This is a genomic window from Enterobacter cloacae complex sp. 402C9, assembly GCF_050030745.1.
GTDB lineage: Bacteria > Pseudomonadota > Gammaproteobacteria > Enterobacterales > Enterobacteriaceae > Enterobacter > Enterobacter intestinihominis.
This window is the reverse complement of record NZ_JBLGUW010000001.1, coordinates 2,517,782-2,540,344: the sequence shown is the minus strand read 5'-3', so window position 1 is coordinate 2,540,344 and position 22,563 is coordinate 2,517,782. Positions and strand designations below refer to the sequence as shown.

At 53.5% G+C, this 22,563-nt stretch carries 24 protein-coding genes; 16 read left to right on the top strand and 8 right to left on the bottom strand.

The window, feature by feature from the left end:
* Positions 1–44 precede the first annotated feature (44 nt).
* The 3 genes from rnm (at position 45) to rluB (ending at position 2,516) form a co-directional block, all read left to right on the top strand.
* Positions 45–926 carry an RNase RNM gene (rnm, locus tag ACQG1K_RS12135; RefSeq protein ID WP_032622438.1) on the top strand — a complete coding sequence of 294 codons (882 nt, stop codon included), beginning with the start codon at positions 45–47 and terminating at the stop codon, positions 924–926.
* Positions 923–1,543 carry an L-threonylcarbamoyladenylate synthase gene (locus ACQG1K_RS12130; protein ID WP_003856793.1) on the top strand — a complete coding sequence of 207 codons (621 nt, stop codon included), beginning with the start codon at positions 923–925 and terminating at the stop codon, positions 1,541–1,543. Before rnm ends, ACQG1K_RS12130 begins: the two co-directional genes overlap by 4 nt.
* Before the next feature lie 97 nt (positions 1,544–1,640).
* The gene (gene rluB / locus ACQG1K_RS12125; RefSeq protein ID WP_003856794.1) at positions 1,641–2,516 is read left to right on the top strand and encodes a 23S rRNA pseudouridine(2605) synthase RluB; all 876 of its coding nucleotides are present in this window, start codon (positions 1,641–1,643) and stop codon (positions 2,514–2,516) included.
* A 35-nt stretch (positions 2,517–2,551) separates the two neighbouring features.
* On the opposite strand, the gene cobO is transcribed toward rluB, so the two are convergent.
* Entirely contained in the window at positions 2,552–3,142 is a 591-nt protein-coding gene (gene cobO / locus ACQG1K_RS12120) for a cob(I)yrinic acid a,c-diamide adenosyltransferase (RefSeq protein WP_046619712.1), read from the bottom strand.
* Positions 3,139–3,900: a YciK family oxidoreductase gene (locus ACQG1K_RS12115; protein ID WP_367074406.1), complete on the bottom strand. Its 762-nt coding sequence runs from the start codon at positions 3,898–3,900 to the stop codon at positions 3,139–3,141. The genes cobO and ACQG1K_RS12115 overlap by 4 nt, the downstream gene beginning before the upstream one ends.
* Before the next feature lie 252 nt (positions 3,901–4,152).
* On the opposite strand from ACQG1K_RS12115, the gene sohB reads away from it, so the two are divergent.
* Entirely contained in the window at positions 4,153–5,199 is a 1,047-nt protein-coding gene (gene sohB, locus ACQG1K_RS12110; RefSeq protein WP_426720849.1) for a protease SohB, read from the top strand.
* A 35-nt stretch (positions 5,200–5,234) separates the two neighbouring features.
* On the opposite strand, the gene ACQG1K_RS12105 is transcribed toward sohB, so the two are convergent.
* Positions 5,235–5,486 carry a YciN family protein gene (locus tag ACQG1K_RS12105; RefSeq protein ID WP_003856804.1) on the bottom strand — a complete coding sequence of 84 codons (252 nt, stop codon included), beginning with the start codon at positions 5,484–5,486 and terminating at the stop codon, positions 5,235–5,237.
* 398 nt (positions 5,487–5,884) lie between these two features.
* Here ACQG1K_RS12105 and topA point away from each other — a divergent pair, with 398 nt between their 5' ends.
* The 6 genes from topA to acnA all read left to right on the top strand — a co-directional run bounded on the left by topA (position 5,885) and on the right by acnA (position 13,371).
* On the top strand, positions 5,885–8,482 hold the full coding sequence (gene topA / locus ACQG1K_RS12100) for a type I DNA topoisomerase (RefSeq protein WP_022648322.1): 2,598 nt from the start codon (positions 5,885–5,887) through the stop codon (positions 8,480–8,482).
* Between the two features lie 187 nt (positions 8,483–8,669).
* Positions 8,670–9,644, top strand: coding sequence for an HTH-type transcriptional regulator CysB (gene cysB / locus ACQG1K_RS12095; RefSeq protein WP_006810844.1), 975 nt, complete (start codon positions 8,670–8,672; stop codon positions 9,642–9,644).
* 336 nt (positions 9,645–9,980) lie between these two features.
* The gene (locus ACQG1K_RS12090) at positions 9,981–10,121 is read left to right on the top strand and encodes a YmiA family putative membrane protein (protein ID WP_096168876.1); all 141 of its coding nucleotides are present in this window, start codon (positions 9,981–9,983) and stop codon (positions 10,119–10,121) included.
* Between the two features lie 8 nt (positions 10,122–10,129).
* A complete protein-coding gene (locus tag ACQG1K_RS12085) occupies positions 10,130–10,294 on the top strand; it encodes a hypothetical protein (RefSeq protein ID WP_162181317.1) in 165 nt (54 codons plus the stop codon).
* 137 nt (positions 10,295–10,431) lie between these two features.
* Positions 10,432–10,530, top strand: coding sequence for a small membrane protein YmiC (gene ymiC, locus ACQG1K_RS12080; RefSeq protein ID WP_032103392.1), 99 nt, complete (start codon positions 10,432–10,434; stop codon positions 10,528–10,530).
* A gap of 165 nt (positions 10,531–10,695) precedes the next feature.
* Positions 10,696–13,371, top strand: coding sequence for an aconitate hydratase AcnA (gene acnA, locus ACQG1K_RS12075; RefSeq protein ID WP_426720850.1), 2,676 nt, complete (start codon positions 10,696–10,698; stop codon positions 13,369–13,371).
* 37 nt (positions 13,372–13,408) lie between these two features.
* Here the strand turns inward: acnA and ribA are convergent, their stop codons facing one another.
* Positions 13,409–13,999: a GTP cyclohydrolase II gene (gene ribA, locus ACQG1K_RS12070; protein WP_013096372.1), complete on the bottom strand. Its 591-nt coding sequence runs from the start codon at positions 13,997–13,999 to the stop codon at positions 13,409–13,411.
* A gap of 197 nt (positions 14,000–14,196) precedes the next feature.
* On the opposite strand from ribA, the gene pgpB reads away from it, so the two are divergent.
* The 5 genes from pgpB to yciH all read left to right on the top strand — a co-directional run bounded on the left by pgpB (position 14,197) and on the right by yciH (position 17,845).
* On the top strand, positions 14,197–14,964 hold the full coding sequence (pgpB, locus tag ACQG1K_RS12065; RefSeq protein ID WP_032622464.1) for a phosphatidylglycerophosphatase B: 768 nt from the start codon (positions 14,197–14,199) through the stop codon (positions 14,962–14,964).
* Between the two features lie 148 nt (positions 14,965–15,112).
* Entirely contained in the window at positions 15,113–15,421 is a 309-nt protein-coding gene (locus ACQG1K_RS12060; RefSeq protein WP_006810839.1) for a LapA family protein, read from the top strand.
* Positions 15,422–15,427: 6 nt separating this feature from the next.
* Positions 15,428–16,597: a lipopolysaccharide assembly protein LapB gene (gene lapB, locus ACQG1K_RS12055; RefSeq protein WP_003856819.1), complete on the top strand. Its 1,170-nt coding sequence runs from the start codon at positions 15,428–15,430 to the stop codon at positions 16,595–16,597.
* Positions 16,598–16,781: 184 nt separating this feature from the next.
* Positions 16,782–17,519 (top strand): orotidine-5'-phosphate decarboxylase, encoded by a 738-nt coding sequence (gene pyrF, locus ACQG1K_RS12050; protein ID WP_367074409.1) that lies wholly within the window; start codon positions 16,782–16,784, stop codon positions 17,517–17,519.
* Positions 17,519–17,845 carry a stress response translation initiation inhibitor YciH gene (yciH, locus tag ACQG1K_RS12045; RefSeq protein WP_038416160.1) on the top strand — a complete coding sequence of 109 codons (327 nt, stop codon included), beginning with the start codon at positions 17,519–17,521 and terminating at the stop codon, positions 17,843–17,845. The genes pyrF and yciH overlap by 1 nt, the downstream gene beginning before the upstream one ends.
* 104 nt (positions 17,846–17,949) lie before the next feature.
* Here yciH and osmB read toward each other — a convergent pair whose 3' ends face one another.
* The 3 genes from osmB to ACQG1K_RS12030 form a co-directional block, all read right to left on the bottom strand.
* Entirely contained in the window at positions 17,950–18,168 is a 219-nt protein-coding gene (gene osmB / locus ACQG1K_RS12040) for an osmotically-inducible lipoprotein OsmB (protein ID WP_003856823.1), read from the bottom strand.
* Between the two features lie 262 nt (positions 18,169–18,430).
* A complete protein-coding gene (locus ACQG1K_RS12035) occupies positions 18,431–19,183 on the bottom strand; it encodes a DNA-binding transcriptional regulator YciT (RefSeq protein WP_022648316.1) in 753 nt (250 codons plus the stop codon).
* 37 nt (positions 19,184–19,220) lie between these two features.
* Entirely contained in the window at positions 19,221–19,403 is a 183-nt protein-coding gene (locus ACQG1K_RS12030; RefSeq protein ID WP_022648315.1) for a hypothetical protein, read from the bottom strand.
* Positions 19,404–19,594: 191 nt separating this feature from the next.
* Here ACQG1K_RS12030 and ACQG1K_RS12025 point away from each other — a divergent pair, with 191 nt between their 5' ends.
* A complete protein-coding gene (locus ACQG1K_RS12025) occupies positions 19,595–20,464 on the top strand; it encodes a crotonase/enoyl-CoA hydratase family protein (RefSeq protein WP_367074412.1) in 870 nt (289 codons plus the stop codon).
* Here ACQG1K_RS12025 and pdeR read toward each other — a convergent pair.
* On the bottom strand, positions 20,461–22,449 hold the full coding sequence (gene pdeR, locus ACQG1K_RS12020; protein WP_367074639.1) for a cyclic di-GMP phosphodiesterase: 1,989 nt from the start codon (positions 22,447–22,449) through the stop codon (positions 20,461–20,463). The genes ACQG1K_RS12025 and pdeR overlap by 4 nt on opposite strands.
* Between the last annotated feature and the right edge of the window lie 114 nt (positions 22,450–22,563).

Genomic DNA, 22,563 nt, shown 5'->3' with positions numbered 1-22,563 from the left:
ATCATAGGTGCTTCGGATGTCTCCAGACTGTTATGGGAAGTGCTTTGAGCGATACCACCTACGCCGTAATTTATGATTTACACAGCCATACGCAGGCTTCAGATGGCCTGCTGACGCCCGAAGCCCTGGTCCATCGCGCCGTTGAAATGCGTGTCGGCACGCTGGCAATAACCGATCACGACACAACAGACGCCATCCCCGCCGCGCGCGCCGAGATTGCCCGAAGCGGGCTGGCGCTAAATCTGGTGCCCGGGGTCGAGATCTCCACGCTCTGGGAAAACCACGAAATTCATATCGTTGGCCTGAATATTGATACAGAACATCCGGCAATGTGCGCATTTTTGCAAGAACAAAAAGCACGACGCAATCAACGCGCGGAGTTGATAGGCGAACGTCTTGAGAAGGCGCATATCCCCGGTGCGCTGGAAGGCGCGCGCAAGCTGGCGAACGGTGGGGCGGTCACGCGCGGCCATTTCGCCCGTTTTCTGGTTGACGCCGGTAAAGCGACGACCATGGCGAATGTGTTTAAAAAGTATCTGGCGCGCGGGAAAACCGGATACGTTCCTCCCCAGTGGTGTACAATAAAACAAGCTATTGATGTGATTCATCATTCTGGTGGTAAGGCCGTATTGGCCCATCCGGGGCGGTATAATCTTTCTGCTAAATGGCTGAAAAGGCTGCTGGCCCACTTTGCCGAATCCGGCGGTGAGGCGATGGAAGTTGCCCAGTGTCAGCAGGCACCCAATGAGCGTTCGCAGCTCGCGACCTACGCCCGTCAGTTTGGCCTGCTTGGGTCACAGGGTTCAGATTTCCATCAGCCCTGCGCGTGGATTGAACTGGGGCGCAAGCTCTGGTTACCCGCTGGCGTTGAGCCCGTCTGGCAGCTCTGGGAACAGCCACAGCAAATTGAAGAGAGGGAAGTATGAGTCAGTTTTTCTATATCCATCCGGATAACCCACAGCCACGTCTGATTAATCAGGCTGTGGAAATCGTCCGTAAAGGTGGCGTTATTGTCTACCCAACCGATTCTGGCTACGCGCTGGGCTGTAAAATCGAGGATAAAGGGGCGATGGAGCGCATCTGTCGCATCCGCCAGCTGCCGGACGGCCACAACTTTACCCTAATGTGTCGCGATCTCTCTGAGCTGTCGACCTATGCGTATGTCGACAACGTGGCCTTTCGCCTGATCAAAAACAACACGCCGGGAAACTACACCTTCATTCTGAAAGGGACAAAAGAGGTGCCGCGTCGTCTGTTGCAGGAAAAACGTAAAACCATCGGCATGCGCGTGCCGTCGAACCCGATTGCCCAGGCGCTGCTGGAAACCCTCGGCGAGCCGATGCTGTCTACCTCGCTGATGCTGCCGGGCAGTGAGTTTACCGAGTCCGACCCGGAAGAGATCAAAGATCGTCTGGAGAAAGTGGTGGAGCTGATTATTCATGGCGGCTATCTAGGCCAGCAACCGACCACCGTGGTGGATCTCACCGAAGACGCGCCAGAAGTGATTCGTGAAGGCGTGGGCGATGTTAAGCCTTTCTTGTAAGGGTGTAAGCAGATATACTACGCGGCCATCAAAGCAGGGCGTTGCCCTGTTTTTGACCTGATTCGACGCCTGTGAAGGCGACACCTGAGGAAGCTCAATGAGCGAGAAGTTACAGAAAGTGCTGGCGCGTGCCGGCCACGGTTCGCGCCGTGAAATCGAAGCCATTATTGAAGCAGGTCGCGTGAGTGTGGACGGTAAAATCGCCACACTCGGTGACCGCGTTGAAATCGTACCGGGGCTGAAGATCCGCATTGACGGCCATCTTATCTCCGTGAAAGAGTCCGCTGAACAGATCTGCCGCGTACTGGCTTACTACAAGCCGGAAGGCGAACTGTGTACCCGCAACGATCCGGAAGGCCGCCCGACGGTGTTCGACCGTCTGCCAAAACTGCGTGGCGCCCGCTGGATTGCCGTAGGGCGTCTGGACGTGAATACCTGTGGCCTGCTGCTGTTCACCACCGATGGTGAACTGGCAAACCGCCTGATGCACCCGAGTCGTGAAGTGGAGCGTGAATACGCCGTGCGCGTCTTCGGTCAGGTTGATGAGAACAAACTGCGCGATCTGTCGCGTGGCGTTCAGCTGGAAGACGGCCCAGCGGCGTTCAAAACCATCAAGTTTACCGGTGGTGAAGGCATTAACCAGTGGTACAACGTTACCCTGACAGAGGGACGTAACCGCGAGGTGCGTCGTCTGTGGGAAGCGGTCGGTGTCCAGGTAAGCCGTTTGATTCGTGTCCGCTATGGCGACATCCTGCTGCCGAAAGGCCTGCCACGTGGCGGCTATACCGAGCTGGATCTGACGCAAACCAACTACCTGCGCGATCTGGTTGGCCTGACGCCAGAAACCACATCGAAAGTGGCGGTAGAGAAAGATCGTCGTCGTATGAAGGCGAACCAGATCCGCCGTGCGGTTAAACGTCATAGCCAGGTTAGCAGCAATCGCCGCTCTGGCAGCCGAAATAACAACGGTTAATCTAAAAGCCCGGTGAATATTCCGGGCTTTTTTCTTCAGTAATCAATCCCTATTTGCGCTTTGATACCCGCATCGAACGCATGCTTAACCGGACGCAGCTCGCTGACGGTATCGGCCAGCTCCAGAATGTCCCGATGACACCCGCGCCCCGTGACGATCGCCGTCTGGTGTGCAGGGCGGTTCCTGAGGGCCTCCAGCACGGCTTCCAGCGGCAGGTAGTCATAGGCCACCATATACGTGATCTCATCCAGCAACACCATGTTCAGCGACGGGTCAGAGAGCATTCTTTTGGCATGCTCCCAGACGGCGAGGCAGGCTGCGGTATCTGTTTCCCGGTTCTGGGTATCCCAGGTAAAACCGGTCGCCATCACCTGAAACTCAACGCCATGCGGTTCGAGCAGATTACGCTCGCCGTTGGGCCATTCACCCTTGATAAACTGGATCACGCCCACTTTCTGACCGTGCCCGACTGCGCGGGTGGCGGTACCGAATGCGGCGGTGGTTTTGCCTTTGCCGTTGCCGGTGAACACGATGAGGATCCCGCGTTCGTCCTGGGCGGCTGCCACACGTGCATCAACCTGTTCTTTCAGACGCTGCTGGCGCTGCTGATGACGGTCTTCACTCATTGCGATATCCCCGGTTTGCGGCCTGGCTGAGCATCGAATGTAATTCCGGTTTTACGACGGCTGTCGTCACCCATCAGCCACAGATAAAGAGGCATAATATCGGTCGGGGTTTTAAGCTTTTGCGGATCTTCTGTCGGGAACGCGCTGGCACGCATTTTAGTGCGCGTACCGCCAGGGTTAATACAGTTAACCCGCAGATGGCGGTTTTGATACTCTTCGGCCAGCACCTGCATCATTCCTTCGGTGGCAAATTTTGAGGCGGCGTAAGCCCCCCAGTTCGCACGACCCTGACGCCCCACGCTGGAGGAGGTAAACACCAGCGAACCGGAATCTGAGTTAAGTAATAAAGGAAGCAAGGCCTGGGTCAGGAAAAACGTCCCGTTGACGTTAACCTGCATCACTTGCTGCCAAATCTCCGGATCCTGTTCATCCATCGGGCGCACTTCGCCCAGTAACCCCGCGTTGTGCAGTACGCCGTCCAGACGCGAATAATGCGTACTAATGCGCTGGGCAAGGGCCTGACATGACGCTGACGTACAGGTCAGCAGATCGAGCGTATACCAGGGCGTGGGGGTACCGCCGGCGTTTTCGATTTCACGGGCAACGGCTTTGAGCTTTTCTTCATTACGTCCCAGCAGAATAAGGCTCGCACCGTATTCAGAATAAGTCAGCGCCGCTTCGCGACCAATCCCGTCGCTGGCACCGGTAACCAGAATGATGCGGTTCTGTAGAAGGTTTTTTTGTGGCTGATAATGCACGGTGGCTCCTCAGGCGCATTGGGCGTGACTTGCACCTTTATTTATGACTTTTCGGCTTTATGCCCGAAACCGCGTCAGAATTCAATCAGTCTACAGGACAGAACGCTGGGAAATTAACAATTTGCAAAGATTTAAACCAGAAACGGGGGATTCCTGAAGCCGCCTCGCAGAGCTAATGTCCAGAGCGAGACGCCTGCGCAGGGCTGTTGTACACTGGCGTGAAAGATTCGTGGTTAAATCAAGGTGGAACGCGTGGAATTACTTTCTCAGTATGGGTTGTTTTTGGCCAAAATCGCGACGGTGGTTATTGCTGTCGCGGTGATTGCCGTCCTGATTGTCAACCTGACGCAGCGTAAGCGTCAGCGTGGTGAGTTACGCATTACCCGCCTGAGCGAGCAGTATAAAGAGATGCGGGAAGAGATGTCTCTGGCGCTGCTTGACGATCATCAACAGAAGCTGTGGCTAAAAGCCCAGAAGAAAAAACATAAGCAGGACGCCAAAGCCGCGAAGGCGAAAGCTAAGCTCGCCACGCCACAGGCTGACGCAAAACCGCGCGTCTATGTGCTCGATTTTAAAGGTAGCATGGATGCGCATGAAGTCTCCTCTCTGCGTGAGGAAGTGACCGCGGTGCTGGCCGTGGCGACAGCCCAGGATCAGGTGGTGGTACGCCTTGAAAGCCCGGGCGGCGTAGTGCATGGGTATGGACTGGCGGCTTCGCAGTTACAACGTCTGCGGGATAAACAGATCCCGCTCACCGTGGCGGTAGATAAGGTCGCGTCGAGTGGCGGCTATATGATGGCGTGCGTGGCGGATAAAATCGTCGCAGCACCGTTCTCCATTATCGGCTCGATTGGGGTGGTTGCGCAGATCCCTAACTTCAATCGTTTCCTGAAAAATAAAGAGATCGACATCGAATTGCATACGGCGGGTCAGTACAAACGTACGCTGACGCTGCTCGGCGAAAATACCGAAGAGGGACGGCAGAAGTTCCGGGAAGATCTGAACGAAACCCATCATTTGTTCAAAGATTTCGTGCACCGCATGCGCCCAACGCTGGACATTGAGCAGGTGGCTACCGGCGAACACTGGTACGGCACGCAGGCGCAGGAGAAAGGGCTGGTGGATGAAGTGGGTACCAGCGACGACCTCCTGCTCAACCTGATGGAAGGCCGTGAGCTGGTGGGGGTGCGCTTCACCCGACGTAAGCGCCTGCTTGACCGTTTTACCAATAGTGCGGCAGAAAGCGCGGATCGCCTGCTGCTACGCTGGTTGCAGCGCGGACAAAAGCCGCTGCTGTAAAGAAAAACGCGAGGCAGATGCCTCGCGTTTTCGTTTTAATCGACCAGGTGGTACTTCTCTGAGAGGGTATGCGCCAGGTATTTAAACATGTTAAACACGGCGGTGCTTTTCGGGGTTGGTAACCCTTGTTCATCAAGGAAGTATTCACCGCTGAACACCAGCACGCCATTACGTTGTTCCACGCCAGTCGCTTCAATCCCCGCCAGGGTGTCTTCATGGTCGCGAATGAGTTTGTTTGCTTCGATAAGCAGTGAAGCTCGGTCAATGGGTTGGGTCGTATTCTGCATATTCCACTCCTTAAACAGTGACAATAGTCTACGCCTGGGTCGCTTCGGGGGCAAATTTTCCCTGCTATCCACGGGTATAAGGAACAGGGGCTGGCTGGCGGGATTTGCTTTTGCATGCTAATAAAGTTGCGTAACGAATTTTATCAGGTACAGTGTGCGCTTTCGTCATTCTGGCAACAGAATTGCTTGACATTCGACCGGGAATTCGTCACGAATGAACTTTGATGTGAGAAAAATACCCGAAAACTCAATGACCTGGATGTCGCCATACTGACGTTCGGTAAGACAAAGGGGTTGATATCCCCTGACGACGTCGCAATATCAATGGCTCGTCGTCAGCGGAAGGGAAATCAACGTGCGGCGTATTCCTGGAAGAATTAAATTAGGTAAAGGTGAATATGGGTAAAGCTCTCGTCATCGTTGAGTCCCCGGCAAAAGCCAAAACGATCAATAAATATCTGGGCAATGACTACGTGGTTAAGTCCAGCGTTGGTCACATTCGCGATTTGCCGACAAGTGGCTCAGCCAGCAAAAAGAGCGCAGACTCTACCTCCACCAAAGGGGCTAAAAAGCCTAAAAAGGATGAACGTAGCGCGCTTGTCAACCGCATGGGTGTTAACCCATGGCACAACTGGGATGCACAATACGAAGTGCTGCCAGGCAAAGAAAAAGTCGTTAACGAGCTGAAACAGCTTGCTGAAAAAGCAGACCACATTTATCTCGCAACCGACCTTGACCGCGAAGGGGAGGCCATCGCATGGCACCTGCGGGAAGTGATTGGGGGTGATGACAAACGCTACAGCCGTGTAGTGTTTAACGAAATTACAAAGAATGCGATTCGTCAGGCGTTTGAAAAGCCGGGTGAACTGAATATCGACCGTGTTAACGCTCAGCAGGCGCGTCGCTTTATGGACCGCGTTGTAGGCTACATGGTTTCGCCGTTGCTGTGGAAAAAGGTCGCTCGCGGCCTGTCTGCGGGACGTGTGCAGTCTGTGGCTGTTCGTCTTGTTGTCGAACGTGAACGCGAGATCAAAGCGTTTGTCCCGGAAGAGTTCTGGGAAGTGGATGCGAATGTCACCACGCCGGGCGGCGATGCGCTGCCGTTGCAGGTGAGCCACCACAACGACAAACCGTTCCGTCCTGAAAATCGCGATCAGACCATGGCCGCCGTAGCGCTGCTGGAAAAAGCGCGTTATCAGGTGCTGGATCGTGAAGACAAACCGACCAGCAGCAAGCCTGGCGCACCGTTTATCACGTCAACGCTTCAGCAGGCGGCAAGTACGCGTCTGGGTTACGGCGTGAAGAAAACCATGATGATGGCCCAGCGTTTGTATGAAGCGGGTTACATCACCTACATGCGTACTGACTCCACCAACCTGAGCCAGGACGCTGTCAGCATGGTGCGTGGCTATATCGAGGACAACTTCGGTAAGAAATACCTGCCGGACAGCCCTAATCAGTACGCCAGTAAAGAGAATTCTCAGGAAGCGCACGAAGCGATCCGTCCTTCTGACGTTTCCGTTCTGGCGGAATCTCTTAAAGATATGGAAGCGGACGCCCAGAAGCTGTATCAGCTGATCTGGCGCCAGTTCGTGGCCTGCCAGATGACGCCAGCGAAATACGACTCCACTACGCTGACCGTTGGCGCGGGTGATTTCCGCCTGAAAGCGCGCGGCCGCATTCTGCGTTTCGACGGCTGGACAAAAGTGATGCCTGCGCTGCGTAAAGGTGATGAAGACAGAACTCTGCCTTCCGTCAACAAAGGCGACGAGCTGTCGCTGGTTGATCTGGTACCGGCCCAGCACTTCACCAAGCCGCCTGCGCGTTTCAGCGAAGCGTCGCTGGTAAAAGAGCTGGAAAAACGCGGCATCGGTCGCCCGTCTACCTATGCGTCGATCATTTCGACCATTCAGGATCGTGGATACGTTCGCGTTGAGAACCGTCGTTTCTATGCTGAAAAAATGGGTGAGATTGTTACCGACCGTCTGGAAGCTAACTTCCGTGAGTTGATGAACTATGACTTCACCGCGCAGATGGAGGACAGTCTCGATGAGGTTGCCAGCCATAAGGCCGAGTGGAAGAAAGTTCTCGACAGCTTCTTCAGCGATTTTACCAACCAGCTTGAGAAAGCTGAGAAAGATCCTGAAGAAGGCGGCATGCTGCCTAACCAGATGGTACTGACCAGCATCGACTGCCCAACCTGTGGCCGTAAAATGGGGATCCGTACCGCAACCACGGGCGTGTTCCTCGGCTGTTCTGGTTATGCGCTTTCGCCGAAAGAGCGTTGCAAAACCACTATCAACCTCGTGCCGGAGAACGAAGTTCTCAACGTGCTGGAAGGTGACGATGCGGAGACCAACGCGCTGCGCGCCAAGCGCCGCTGTAAGAAATGCGGCACGGCGATGGACAGCTACCTGATCGATCCAAAACGTAAACTGCACGTTTGCGGTAATAACCCAACCTGCGACGGTTATGAGATCGAAGAAGGTGAGTTCCGCATTAAGGGCTATGACGGTCCGATCGTTGAGTGTGAGAAATGTGGTTCCGAAATGCACCTGAAAATGGGACGCTTCGGTAAGTACATGGCATGTACCAACGACGACTGTAAAAACACGCGTAAGATCCTGCGTAACGGTGAAGTTGCGCCGCCGAAGGAAGATCCGGTTCCGCTTCCTGAGCTGCCGTGCGAGAAGTCAGATGCGTATTTCGTGCTGCGTGACGGCGCTGCCGGGGTATTTCTGGCGGCCAACACCTTCCCGAAATCGCGCGAAACCCGTGCGCCGCTGGTAGAAGAGCTGTACCGCTTCCGTGACCGCCTGCCGGAGAAACTGCGTTACCTGGCCGATGCGCCACAGCAGGATCCGGAAGGCAACAAAACCGTGGTGCGCTTCAGCCGTAAAACGAAGCAGCAGTACGTGGCGGCAGAGAAAGAGGGTAAAGCGACCGGTTGGTCAGCCTTCTTTGTCGACGGGAAATGGGTTGAAGGTAAAAAATAATCTTCACTTACCGTAACTTACCTTTGAAAGGGCCGGACTTCCGGCCCTTTTTTTATTACGTTGTTATTATTTTTTGTTCCGTACTATACAGCCTGGCTATAAATGATATAGTGGTTATAGTTAACCCGTTTCTTATTATCAAATCGTATTAAGCGATTGACGCATGCGCTAAATCGGATGGTCTGGCATGAAATTACAGCAGCTTCGCTATATCGTTGAGGTCGTCAATCATAACCTCAATGTTTCTTCCACCGCAGAAGGTCTTTATACCTCTCAGCCTGGCATCAGTAAGCAGGTGCGTATGCTGGAGGATGAATTAGGTATTCAGATATTTGCCCGCAGCGGTAAGCACCTGACTCAGGTCACGCCGGCAGGGCAGGAAATCATTCGCATCGCACGAGAAGTGCTTTCCAAAGTCGACGCCATTAAATCCGTCGCCGGGGAACATACCTGGCCGGATAAAGGCTCCCTTTATATTGCCACCACGCACACGCAGGCGCGTTATGCGCTTCCCGGGGTGATCAAAGGCTTCATAGAACGCTATCCCCGCGTTTCCCTGCATATGCATCAGGGCTCACCGACGCAAATCGCAGAGGCCGTGTCTAAAGGCAATGCAGACTTCGCTATCGCGACGGAAGCGCTCCATCTGTACGATGATCTGGTCATGCTCCCGTGCTACCACTGGAACCGCTCTATTGTCGTGACCCCCGATCATCCGCTGGCGGGGAAGGGCGAAGTGACAATCGAAGAGCTGGCGCAATACCCGCTGGTTACCTATACGTTCGGATTTACGGGCCGTTCTGAGCTAGACACCGCCTTTAACCGCGCCGGATTAACGCCACGGATCGTCTTCACTGCAACGGATGCGGACGTCATTAAAACGTACGTGCGTCTGGGTCTGGGCGTAGGCGTTATTGCCAGCATGGCGGTGGATCCTGTATCAGACCCGGATCTGGTGCGTCTGGACGCGCATGATATCTTCAGCCACAGCACCACCAAGATAGGTTTTCGTCGCAGCACGTTCCTTCGCAGCTATATGTATGATTTTATTCAGCGCTTCGCACCGCATTTAACGCGTGACGTGGTCGACACGGCCGTGGCGTTACGCTCCAATGAAGACATCGAAGAGATGTTTAAAGACATCAAACTTCCTGCCAAATAATTACACCCGGTATCTTTCTCTTCTGGAAAGATACCGGTTTCCCCCTTTAAATCTAAATTAGAATTAACCTCATCTGCGCCTACTGTCATATATCGTCATAACCCATTTGATGAATAGGGTTTTACTGTCGCAAATTTGCGACAAAAGTAGAAACTAATTTACAGGTGTGCAAATTATTCTTTTCAATTATTTATTTCTGGTCAAAAGATTGAATTTTCCCAGGCTCAGATTCGTAAATTCACTGGCTTTTCGGCTAAAGTTTCTTTAGGATTTATCTCATCAGATGATTACTTGTGCCAATTGTTTGGTCTCTAAATGATAAGCGATATCGATTGTATGAGGTTAGCAATGCCGTCAGGAAGTGAAGAACCGCAAAGGGATCCCGCGCTTAAGCGTAAAGCCTGGCTGGCGGTCTTTCTCGGCTCTGCCCTGTTCTGGGTGGTTGTTGCTCTTCTCGTCTGGAAATATTGGGGTTGAATATGGTCATGACGGTGCGTACTGACGCGAGAAAAGAGATGTGTCAGCTTCGTGACAATGCTCACAAAGCGCGTAAGGCGCCAGCAACCAGCGTGCCAGCCTCCTGGCAACTGACGCCACAGCAGCAGGCCTTTATTGATGTGTTCGCAGAAGACGAACCCAAAAAACAATAATTTTGATTTTTGCGTAATGATGCAAATAGTCTGAATAAAGACTGTGCACTTTTGTACTCCTTAATAAATACACATCAGCAATATAGAACGAGGGCAGACCTCGCATCCTTAAATAATTAAAGTCTGGTGTCCCTATGATGAATAACATGACAACCGTAAAATACTGGTCATGGCTCGGCGTATTCTCAGCGTCGATCCTCTTCTGGTGTCAGCTCCTCTGGCTGGCCTTACACTAAATCGTAAAACCTCGCCACGGCGGGGTTTTTTGTTTAATCCCTCGCGTTGGACCATTCCTAAATTTATCAATTTGGGTTGTTATCAAAACGTTACGACATCTTTGTGTTATCTTTAATTACAGCCCTGATGATTGTCAGGACATCCCTGTTTTTAAGGAGGAGCTTATGTCGTTAACCCTACGCGAAGCCAGTAAGGACACATTACAGGCGGAAAATAAAACCTGGCGCTACTACAGCTTACCGCTGGCTGCCAGGACGCTTGGGGACATTTCGCGGTTACCCAAGTCGTTGAAAGTACTACTGGAAAACCTCTTGCGCTGGCAAGATGGCGACTCGGTTACCGAGGAGGATATCCAGGCTCTGGCAGGGTGGCTGAAAAATGCTCATGCAGACAAAGAAATTGCCTACCGCCCGGCCAGGGTATTGATGCAGGATTTCACCGGCGTGCCGGCGGTTGTGGACTTGGCCGCCATGCGTGAAGCTGTTAAGCGTCTCGGGGGCGATACGGCTAAGGTGAACCCGCTCTCACCGGTAGACCTCGTCATCGACCACTCCGTCACCGTCGATCACTTTGGTGACGACGATGCTTTCGGTGAAAACGTCCGTCTGGAGATGGAACGTAACCATGAACGCTATGTCTTCCTCAAATGGGGTCAGCAGGCGTTCAGCCGCTTCAGCGTTGTTCCACCAGGCACCGGCATTTGTCACCAGGTCAACCTGGAATATCTCGGCAAAGCCGTCTGGAGTGAATTGCAGGATAAAGAGTGGGTGGCTTACCCGGATACGCTGGTGGGCACCGATTCACACACGACCATGATTAACGGCCTTGGCGTTCTGGGCTGGGGCGTCGGTGGTATTGAAGCGGAAGCGGCCATGCTCGGCCAGCCGGTATCGATGCTCATTCCCGATGTGGTGGGCTTTAAGTTGACCGGTAAATTGTCCGAAGGCATTACCGCCACGGATCTGGTTCTGACGGTCACCCAGATGCTGCGTAAGCATGGCGTGGTGGGTAAATTCGTTGAATTTTATGGTGATGGTCTGGATTCACTGCCGCTGGCGGACCGGGCCACCATCGCCAACATGGCGCCGGAATATGGTGCGACCTGCGGCTTTTTCCCGATTGATAGCGTTACGCTTGAGTATATGCGCCTCAGTGGTCGCAGCGAGGAGCAGGTGGCGCTCGTAGAGGCCTACACCAAAGCGCAGGGCATGTGGCGTAACCCGGGTGACGAGCCGGTATTTACCAGCACGCTGGAACTGGATATGGGCACCGTTGAGGCAAGCCTCGCAGGGCCGAAACGACCGCAGGACCGCGTCGCCCTGAGCAACGTTCCGAAAGCCTTTGCCGCCAGCAATGAGCTGGAGGTTAACGCCGCGCAAAAAGATCACCGTCCTGTGGACTATGTTCTGAACGGGCATCAGTATCAGCTCCCTGACGGCGCCGTGGTAATCGCCGCTATCACTTCCTGTACCAACACGTCCAACCCGAGTGTGTTAATGGCTGCCGGGCTGCTGGCAAAAAAAGCGGTAGAACTGGGACTCAAGCCACAGCCGTGGGTTAAGGCGTCCCTGGCGCCTGGTTCGAAAGTGGTTTCCGATTACCTGGCGCAGGCCAGACTCACGCCGTACCTCGACGAGTTGGGCTTTAATCTGGTGGGTTACGGCTGTACGACCTGCATCGGTAACTCTGGTCCACTGCCTGAGCCTATTGAAGTGGCGATCAAGCAGGGTGATTTGACCGTTGGCGCGGTACTTTCCGGTAACCGAAACTTTGAGGGGCGTATTCATCCGCTGGTGAAAACCAACTGGCTGGCCTCGCCGCCGCTGGTTGTAGCCTATGCTCTGGCCGGAAACATGAACATTAACCTGGCGACCGATCCGATTGGTCACGATCGCAAAAATGAACCTGTCTATCTGAAAGACATCTGGCCATCATCGCGTGAAATTGTGCGCGCGGTAGAGAAAGTTTCCACCGAGATGTTCCGCAAAGAGTATGCGGAAGTGTTCGAAGGTACAGCGGAATGGAAAGCGATCGACGTGGTGGGTTCCGATACCTATGACTGGCAGGATGATTCCACCTATATTCGCCTGTCGCCCTTCTTCGATGAGATGCTGGCGGAGCCGGCACCGCTGAAAGATATTCACGGCGCGCGCATTCTGGCGATGCTGGGCGATTCCGTCACCACTGACCATATCTCACCAGCGGGGAGCATCAAAGCGGACAGTCCGGCAGGTCGGTATCTGCAAAGCCGTGGCGTGGAACGTCGCGATTTTAACTCCTACGGTTCGCGCCGCGGTAACCACGAAGTGATGATGCGCGGGACATTTGCCAACATCCGCATTCGTAATGAAATGGTCCCGGGCGTGGAAGGGGGCATGACGCGCCACCTGCCAGATACAGAGGTCATTTCAATTTATGACGCAGCCATGAAGTATCAGCAGGAGGGTACGCCGCTGGCCGTTATTGCCGGTAAAGAGTACGGCTCTGGTTCCAGTCGCGACTGGGCGGCTAAAGGTCCACGTCTGCTCGGGGTTCGCGTGGTGATTGCCGAATCCTTTGAACGTATCCACCGCTCAAACCTGATCGGGATGGGGATCCTGCCGCTGGAGTTCCCGCAGGGCATAACGCGTAAAACGCTGGGTCTGACCGGGGAAGAGCAGATTGATATCAGCGGTCTGCAAAATCTGCAACCGGGTAAAACCGTTCCGGTGAAGTTAACGCGGGCAGATGGTACAACAGAAGTGCTGGATTGTCGGTGTCGTATTGATACGGCAACAGAGCTAACCTATTACCAGAATGACGGCATTTTACATTATGTGATTCGTAAAATGCTGGACTGATAAATCTCGCCCGGCAGAAGTGCCGGGCGTTTTGCGTTTACTCGCTCAGCAGGTGCCCCATCTTTGCAGCTTTGGTATCGAGGTAGTGCGCGTTTTTCGGATTGCGGCCAACAATCAGCGGCACGCGTTCAACGATATTGATGCCCGCTTCAGTGAGGATCTCCACTTTTTTCGGGTTATTGGTCAACAGACGCACTTCGTCCACGCCCAGCAGCTTGAACATATCTGCGCAGAGGGTGAAATCGCGCTCGTCAGCAGCAAAGCCGAGCTGATGGTTGGCTTCGACGGTATCATAGCCCTGATCCTGCAACGCGTAGGCGCGGATTTTATTCAGCAGACCGATATTGCGTCCTTCCTGGCGGTGATACAGCAGCACGCCACGTCCTTCCTCTGCGATATGAGAAAGAGCGGCTTCGAGCTGGAAACCGCAGTCACAGCGCAGGCTGAAGAGCGCGTCACCGGTCAGACACTCAGAATGAACGCGGGACAGTACCGGCGTCTGCCCCGAAATGTCACCGTATACCAGGGCGACGTGATCTTGTCCGGTTGCCAGTTCTTCAAAACCCACCATCAGGAAATCGCCCCATGGGGTTGGCAGTTTGGCTTCTGCCACACGTTTAAGCTGCATGTGATTCTCCATACCAGGCTGACACGTTTCGTGCCTTTGCCCCATTTTGCTTTCTGTATTGGACTATTTTGCCACAAGCCCGTCTACTTCACCTAATCACCACCACGCTATACGGACGTTAAACGCACGATCCGACATATCCACCAGGAGGTGGAAATTCAGTTATGATTGTGGTGCTTAGTGAAAAAGGAGAGGACATGCTTTCAATTGCCAGACGCACGGCCGCAGGCGCCGCCGTATTGCTTGTTATACCCCTGATCGTTTGGTTCTCCGGCTGGATGTGGAAGCCCGGACAAAACGAGACGTGGCTGAAAGCCTTATACTGGATAACTGAGACGGTCACCCAGCCCTGGGGGATTATTACGCACGTGCTGCTCTGTGCCTGGTTCCTGTGGTGCCTGCGCTTTCGTCTTCGCGCGGCGCTGGTATTATTTGCCATTCTCGGAGGCGCCATTCTTGTCGGGCAGGGGGTGAAGTCGTGGGTGAAAGATCGCGTGCAGGAACCCCGTCCCTTTGTTATCTGGCTGGAAAAAACGCACCATATTCCGGTAGATGAGTTCTACACTTTAAAGCGTAAGGATCGCGGGGCGTTGGTGAAAGAACAGCTTGCGGAACAGCAGGATATCCCGACATTTTTACGCAAACACTGGCAAAAAGAGACCGGCTTTGCGTTTCCTTCCGGACATACGATGTTTGCTGCCAGCTGGGCGCTACTCGGCGTGGGGCTGCTTTGGCCACGTCGACGTACCCTCACGATTGCGATTTTGCTGGTCTGGGCGACAGGCGTAATGGGCAGCCGGATGCTGCTGGGGATGCACTGGCCGCGTGATTTGGTGGTGGCTACGCTGATTTCGTGGGTACTGGTGACGCTGGCGACCTGGCTTGCACAACGTTTCTGTGGGCCTCTGACGCCACCGCAGGAAGAGAAGGAAGAAATAGCCGAAAGGGAGTCAGGCGGAACCTGAAGCTTGATATTCCGCATTTTGACCATAAATCCATGAAGGGCGCATTACTTTTTCCGTTTCGCGCCCGCCACTAAAATGGTAGCTTATAAGGCTGATTGCAGTGAGTTGAACACGCTTTATACGCTCGAACCACATAACGGGAAGTCATGTGAAATATTTACTCATTTTCTTACTGGTGTTGGCGATTTTTGTCATTTCAGTCACATTGGGCGCGCAAAACGATCAACAGGTAAGTTTCAACTATCTGCTGGCGCAGGGCGAGTACCGGGTGTCGAGCCTGCTGGCTGTGTTATTCGCAGCGGGTTTTGTCATCGGCTGGCTTGTATGTGGCCTGTTCTGGCTTAAGGTTCGTGTTTCCCTTGTTCGCGCTGAACGTAAAATTAAACGACTTGAACATCAACTTACGCCTGCGACTGACATTCCGGCGAGCTCTGGTGTGCCGGTAGTCAAGGAATAATCGAATATGCTGGAGTTGTTGTTTCTGCTTTTGCCTGTCGCCGCAGCCTATGGCTGGTATATGGGCCGCAGAAGCGCGCAACAAACAAAACAGGATGAAGCAAACCGACTCTCCCGTGACTACGTTGCGGGGGTGAACTTCCTGCTGAGCAATCAGCAGGATAAAGCGGTCGATCTGTTCCTCGACATGCTCAAAGAGGATACCGGCACCGTAGAGGCGCATCTCACCCTGGGAAACCTGTTCCGCTCGCGCGGAGAGGTTGACCGTGCCATCCGTATCCACCAGACCCTGATGGAAAGCGCATCGTTGACCTATGAGCAACGGTTGCTGGCCGTGCAACAGTTGGGCAGAGATTACATGGCGGCGGGCCTGTACGATCGCGCAGAAGATATGTTCTCTCAGCTGGTGGATGAGACCGATTTCCGTATCGGTGCGCTTCAGCAACTTCTGCAAATCTACCAGGCAACCAGCGACTGGCAAAAAGCGATTGATACCGCCGAACGGCTGGTCAAACTCGGCAAAGACAAACAGCGCGTCGAAATTGCCCATTTTTACTGCGAGCTGGCCCTTCAGCAAATGGGTAGCGATGACATGGATAAGGCCATGGCATTGCTAAAAAAAGGCGCCGCGGCCGATCGCAACAGCGCCCGCATCTCGATAATGATGGGGCGGGTCTTTATGGCTAATGGTGATTACGCCAAAGCCGTGGAAAGCCTGCTTCGCGTTATCGATCAGGACAAAGAGCTGGTCAGCGAAACGCTGGAAATGCTGCAAACCTGCTATCAGCAGTTAGGTAAGCAGGACGAGTGGGTTGCATTCCTGCGCCGCTGTGTTGAAGAAAACACCGGTGCCACAGCCGAGCTGATGCTGTCGGATGTCGTCGAAGAGCACGAAGGGAGTGATACCGCCCAGGTATACATTACCCGTCAGTTGCAGCGCCATCCGACGATGCGCGTCTTCCACAAGCTGATGGATTATCATCTTAACGATGCAGAAGAAGGGCGCGCTAAAGAGAGCCTGATGGTGCTGCGAGACATGGTCGGTGAACAGGTGCGGAGCAAGCCGCGCTATCGCTGCCAGAAATGCGGCTTCACCGCCTATTCGCTCTACTGGCATTGCCCTTCCTGCCGGGCCTGGTCTACCATCAAGCCAATTCGTGGTCTGGACGGGCAGTGATTTTTTAAAACACTCCATTTTAGTTACAACATACTAAAGAGTGCATTATTTCTTTCAGCACCGTGCGGTCTGTGGTTCAGCAGGAAAAGCATTCGATTCTGTTCATTTACCCCGAGGGCAGGTAGAATGCACGCCGTTTATCTGTTCCGCGCCGCTGCGCGCCCATAGACGAAAAGGGCTGGTCATGACGTCTGTTACTTCCTCCACTTCCCGCGTAGTTACCGATTCTCCTGTAGTTGTTGCTCTGGATTACAATAACCGTGACGCCGCACTGGCCTTTGTTGATGGTATTGATCCCCGGGATTGCCGTCTTAAAGTAGGCAAAGAGATGTTTACGCTGTTCGGTCCGCAAATCGTCCGCGATCTGCACCAGCGTGGTTTCGACGTTTTCCTCGACCTGAAATTCCACGATATTCCGAATACCACTGCCCACGCCGTTTCTGCGGCGGCTGAACTGGGTGTGTGGATGGTTAACGTTCATGCCTCCGGTGGGGCACGTATGATGACGGCTGCGCGCGAAGCGCTGGTTCCGTTTGGCAATGACGCTCCGCTTCTTATCGCCGTCACCGTGCTGACCAGTATGGATGAATCTGACCTTCGTGACCTGGGTGTGACGTTGTCACCTGCCGAACATGCGGAGCGTCTGGCGCGCCTCACGAAACAGTGTGGGCTTGATGGCGTGGTCTGTTCAGCTCAGGAGGCGGTTCGCTTCAAATCTGAGTTAGGCCGCGAATTTAAACTGGTGACGCCAGGTATCCGTCCGGCAGGCAGCGAGTCAGGGGATCAGCGACGCATCATGACGCCAGAGCAGGCGCTGAGCGCGGGGGTAGACTATATGGTAATTGGTCGCCCGGTGACGCAATCCGCTCATCCGGCAGAGACTCTGAAAGCGATTAATGCATCACTGAAAAAGGGGGCATAATGCGTGATGCCAACACTCGTCTGGTCTATTCAACAGATACCGGGCGCATTGAAGAGCCAAAAGAGAAAGCTGAACGTCCGAAAGGCGATGGAATCGTGCGTATTCAGCGCCAGACCAGTGGCAGAAAAGGGAAAGGCGTTTGCCTTGTCACCGGCATTGATCTGGATGATGCAGAGCTGGTAAAGCTCGCCGCTGAGCTTAAAAAGAAGTGCGGATGCGGTGGGGCACTAAAAGACGGCATAATTGAGATTCAGGGCGATAAGCGGGATTTAATTAAAACGCTGCTGGAAGCCAAAGGTATGAAAGTCAAACTGGCGGGCGGTTAAAATAAATGAGCCACGGACATTGCCGTGGCTCTTTTTTTTACGTGCGTAAGTCAGACCTGAAAATACAAAATATATTATTATACCGGTGAGAGCCGTTATGGTGATTATTTGCCCACCTGGTGACCGATAATACCACCTACGGCAGCACCACCTAATGTACCCAGCGTACTACCATCCGTTAATACTGCACCACCAAGCGCACCAGCACCGGCACCAATCGCGGTGTTACGGTCACGTTTAGACCAGTTAGAGCAAGCGCTCAGAGACATTGCTACAGTGATTGCCAGAACAGCGGCGGCTAATTTTTTGCTGGTAAAGGTCATAATACTTTCTCCTGAATTATCGATTCACGGAAAGGAATGCACTTTAAGTATAGACAATATCCATACTTAAATTCTGTTCCCGTGAAAGCTGGTCGCGCAGGCGTTACATCATCACGCAGGTGATAGTCACTTCCTGTTATATCGCTAATATTAATTTTACGTGTTTAGAACAGTTTCAACAGGTAAAAACTCTTAAAGGAAGGGTCGGAATACTCTCAGAGAAAGGTTTAAGTGCGCCCATTATTCGGGCGCAGCAGGATAATCAGGCCGTTTTTTTTACAATATCGACAGTCAGGCCGTCTTGTTCTAATTGCTGGCGATATTCATCGCGTAAACGCTCATCCGTGATCACACGGCTGAAGCGCGAAGCCGGACCCATCGTATAAGGGTGTACGGCGCCAAACTTAGAGCTATCGGTCAGCACAATCGCTTCACACTCTTTGGCGAGTACGGCGTTCACCACGTCTGAACGCATCATGTCGCGACCGGTAAAGCCGGTGTCGGGCTGCCAGCCGTCAATGCCAATGAATGCCTTACTGAAGTGAACCTGCTGAACATATTGACGCGTTAATGGCCCCACCATGCTTTCGCTTTTCTTTTGGTAAATGCCGCCCAGCAGAATGACCTCGCAGCGAGTTTCCTTCAACAGATGGGCGATATAGCTGCTTACGGTAATGATGGTAACGTCTTTTTGATCGGCAAGCGTGCGCGCCAGAAGGGCGTTACTGCTGCCATTTTCAATAAAGACGGTCTCACCGTTATTCACTAAGGATGCAGCAAACTCCGCCAGTTCCCGCTTGAGCGCAAAATTGTTCATCATGCGGGTTTCAACGTCGTCGCTGTCCAGTGGAACGGCATATCCGTGCGCACGCCGCAGGTAGCTCTGTTTTTCCAGAAGATTCAGATCCTGACGAATGGTGACTTCAGAAACGCCGGTAGCTTTAGCGAGATCGACTACGCTTACGCGTCCCTGATCGATCACCATCTGCAAAATGATTTGTTGTCGGGAATTCATAGCATCCATTTAAAAGGCAAGGGCGAAAACGACGTGGTTACACTTCCCACGGGGCTTTTGGTTGAGTGGATTCTGATGCGTTATCAGTGCCGTTCTCAGCCAGCAGTTCAGACTTGAGGATCTCAAGATTACGGATAGCAGAGTGATAATCGCCCGCGACAAGAATATCCAGCACAGTATCAATACGCTGTGCCACGGCTGTTGCATCAATGTTAGACATAAGCTCACCCTGAAGCGAAAAGTTAATATTATCAATGATGCAGAAAATTGATTCAAAAGAGAAGGTAAAAAATGCAATAACCAAAGTTCATAAATGAAAGTGACAAATTTAACCCCCGTATGCTGCGGGTTGTAGGGGTGGATTAGTCTAAAACTGCGCGCAACGCGCTTTTTTATAAGAGGAATTCGACTATGACAGTTATCAACCAGACAACCTGCACATTGTTTACTGATGCTGAACGATTCACTCAACTGGCGGCTTATTATGAGGCCGAACGGCGCACGGTGTGGATGATGTTACGTGCCACGCCACGGCCTTGCTTCAATCATGCGCTGATCGAGGAGATCATGAATCTCTCCTGGCTGGTTCGCCAGTCCGGATATGTCGTTGATTTTTGGGTCACCGGATCGCTGGTCCCTGACATCTACAATACCGGCGGTGATTTACAATTCTTCGTTGAGTGCATCAAAAACAACCGACGCGAAGCGTTACGCGCCTATGCCCGGGCCTGTGTGGACTGCGTTCATGCCGCCTCACGAGGGTTCGATACCGGTGCTGTCACGCTGGCGATGGTGGAAGGAAGCGCGTTAGGGGGCGGGTTTGAAGCCGCGCTCGCGCATCATTTCATTCTGGCCCAGCGCGATGCCCGATTAGGCTTTCCGGAAATCGCGTTCAATCTGTTCCCGGGCATGGGCGGTTATTCACTGGTGGCGCGTCGTGCCGGCATGAAAATGGCAGAGGCGCTGATCTATAAAGGTGAGTCGCATACGGCGGAATGGTATGAACAGCACGGTCTTGTGGATCTCTTATTCGAGCCGTTACAGAGCTATGTTTCGGTACGGACGTTTATCGACACGCTACAGCCGAAGCTGAACGGCGTAAGGGCCATGCTGCGCGCGCGTACGCGTGTTCTGCCACTTCCGCGAAGCGAGTTGATGGACATTACCGAGGATTGGGTGGATGCCGCCTACTGCCTTGAACCGAAGGATATCGCCTACATGGAGCGGCTGGTTATGCTGCAAAATCGCCATCAGGCGACGGGCTTACGCAAAGCCAGCTAACGGACATTCCTGGCCTGATAGCGCTTTAGCCATCGCTCGAATGCGGCTGCGGGCATGGGCTTAGCAAAAAGAAAACCCTGCCGTTCGTTGACGCCATTCTTCGTCAGAAAGGCGTCTTCTTTTGCACTCTCCACCCCTTCAGCAATGACCTGCAGATTCAACGCCTGTGCCACGGCGACTATCGCGCGCACCAGCGACTGTGAAATGGACTGCTTATGGATATCCCGGACGAAGGACTGGTCAAGCTTGATGGCGTCGATAGGGAAGCGCGCCAGCTGCGACAGGGAAGAGTACCCCGTACCAAAGTCATCAAGGTGAATTTGCGCCCCCAGGCGGCTAAATTGCTGGATCACTGACAGGGCCAGCTCTTCATTTTCGATGAGACAGCTTTCGGTCAATTCCACGTCAATCGGGCAGTATTCAAAATTCAGGTCTTTCAGCGCCTGCTTCAGGTCACTGAAGATGGTCTGGTCCGCCAACTGACGGGCGGAAACGTTGACCGCGACGCGCAGGCTGATCCCTTTGTCGCGCCATTTTGCCACCTGGCGCACCACATCGAGCATAACCCAGCGGCCAAGGGGCACTATCAGCCCTGACTCTTCCGCATAGGAGATAAATTCCATCGGCGGGATCAGGCCACGCTCTGGTGACTGCCAGCGCACCAGCGCCTCCAGACTTCTGACTTCGCCGCGCCAGGTCATTTTTGGCTGGTAGTGAATTAACAGCTGATCGTTATCCAGCGCTTTACGCAGGTTGGTATCCAGCCACAGATATTCAAATACGCGCTGGTTCATCTCTGGCGAGAAGACGCAGAATTTACCCCGGCCATTTTCCTTGGCGGTGTACATGGCGGTGTCGGCATTGCGAATGACGCTTTCCCGATCGTTACCGTGCTGGGGCGCAAGCGCGATACCAAGCGAGCAGCCGGTGTAAACCTCAATCAGCCCGATGCGGAAAGGCTGCCGCAGTCGGGTCAGAATGCGCGACGCCATAGCTTCCAGCGCGCCCTGCGAGGTATCGGTGGCCATCACGATAAACTCATCCCCACCCAGGCGCGCCAGGGTTTGTCCGTCGTCCAGGCAACTCAGGATCGCCAGCGCAACGGCCTGTAGCAGCTGGTCGCCAAACATATGCCCATAGGCATCGTTCACTTTTTTAAAGTTATCCAGATCGAGATAAACCACGCCCACCTGCGTTTCACCCCGGGAGGTGATGGCGTCGGAGATCAGCTCATGAATGGCATTTCGGTTAGGCAAACCGGTAATCGTATCCGTATTGGCGAGAACGCGCAGGCGCTCCTGGGCCCGGCGCTCTTCCGTGATGTCGGTACCTGAACAGATGAGGAAAATTTCATTTTTCCCGCTGCCGCTGTGAACGAATTTATTTCTGAAGAGAAACAGGCGTTGCCCCTTGCGGGTCTTGATCCAGCGTTCGACTTCGTAGGAGCTGCCGTTACGAAAAAAACCGGTGATGTTGCGTTTTGAGGCCGCGGCTTCGCTGCGGCTCATGAACAGTTTAAACACGTTTTGCCCGATGACTTCCTGTTCCTTCAGGCCCGTATATTCTTCACTTAAACGGTTGAAGCGCTGAATATTCCCGTTCTGGTCGAGGATGACAATTACGGAGTTAGCTTCGGACACCACCTGTTCGGCGAAGGAGAGTCCCTGCGCCAGATCGCGCGCCACGGAAGGCGTGTCGTTCCATGCTGATGCCGTTCCTGCCCACTCATTTTTGTTAATTTTACGACCGACAAGATGGACGGGAACGTCCAAACCATACAAGGGAAGGGTCATGGCAATGCTGGCGGTGATAACGGTGAGCTGGCGAATCAGAGCGGCCTGCTCATCGTCCAGCGCAACCACCTGAACGATGTCAGCGCTTTCACTGGCAGCAAGATGCAGAGCATTGCTGTCTGCTGTTAGTCGCCACCAGGGGCTATGCGTACCCATGTAACGAAACAGCAAATTCTGCTCCAGATCGTCCATCCCGTTTTCTCCCGCGGCTGCTGAGTAGCGCACAAATTATTCATTTGCAGTCGACTATGACGGCTCTTTTTACTGTAGATAATTCTGGCGAAATGTGGCGGCAGGAAACAGAAA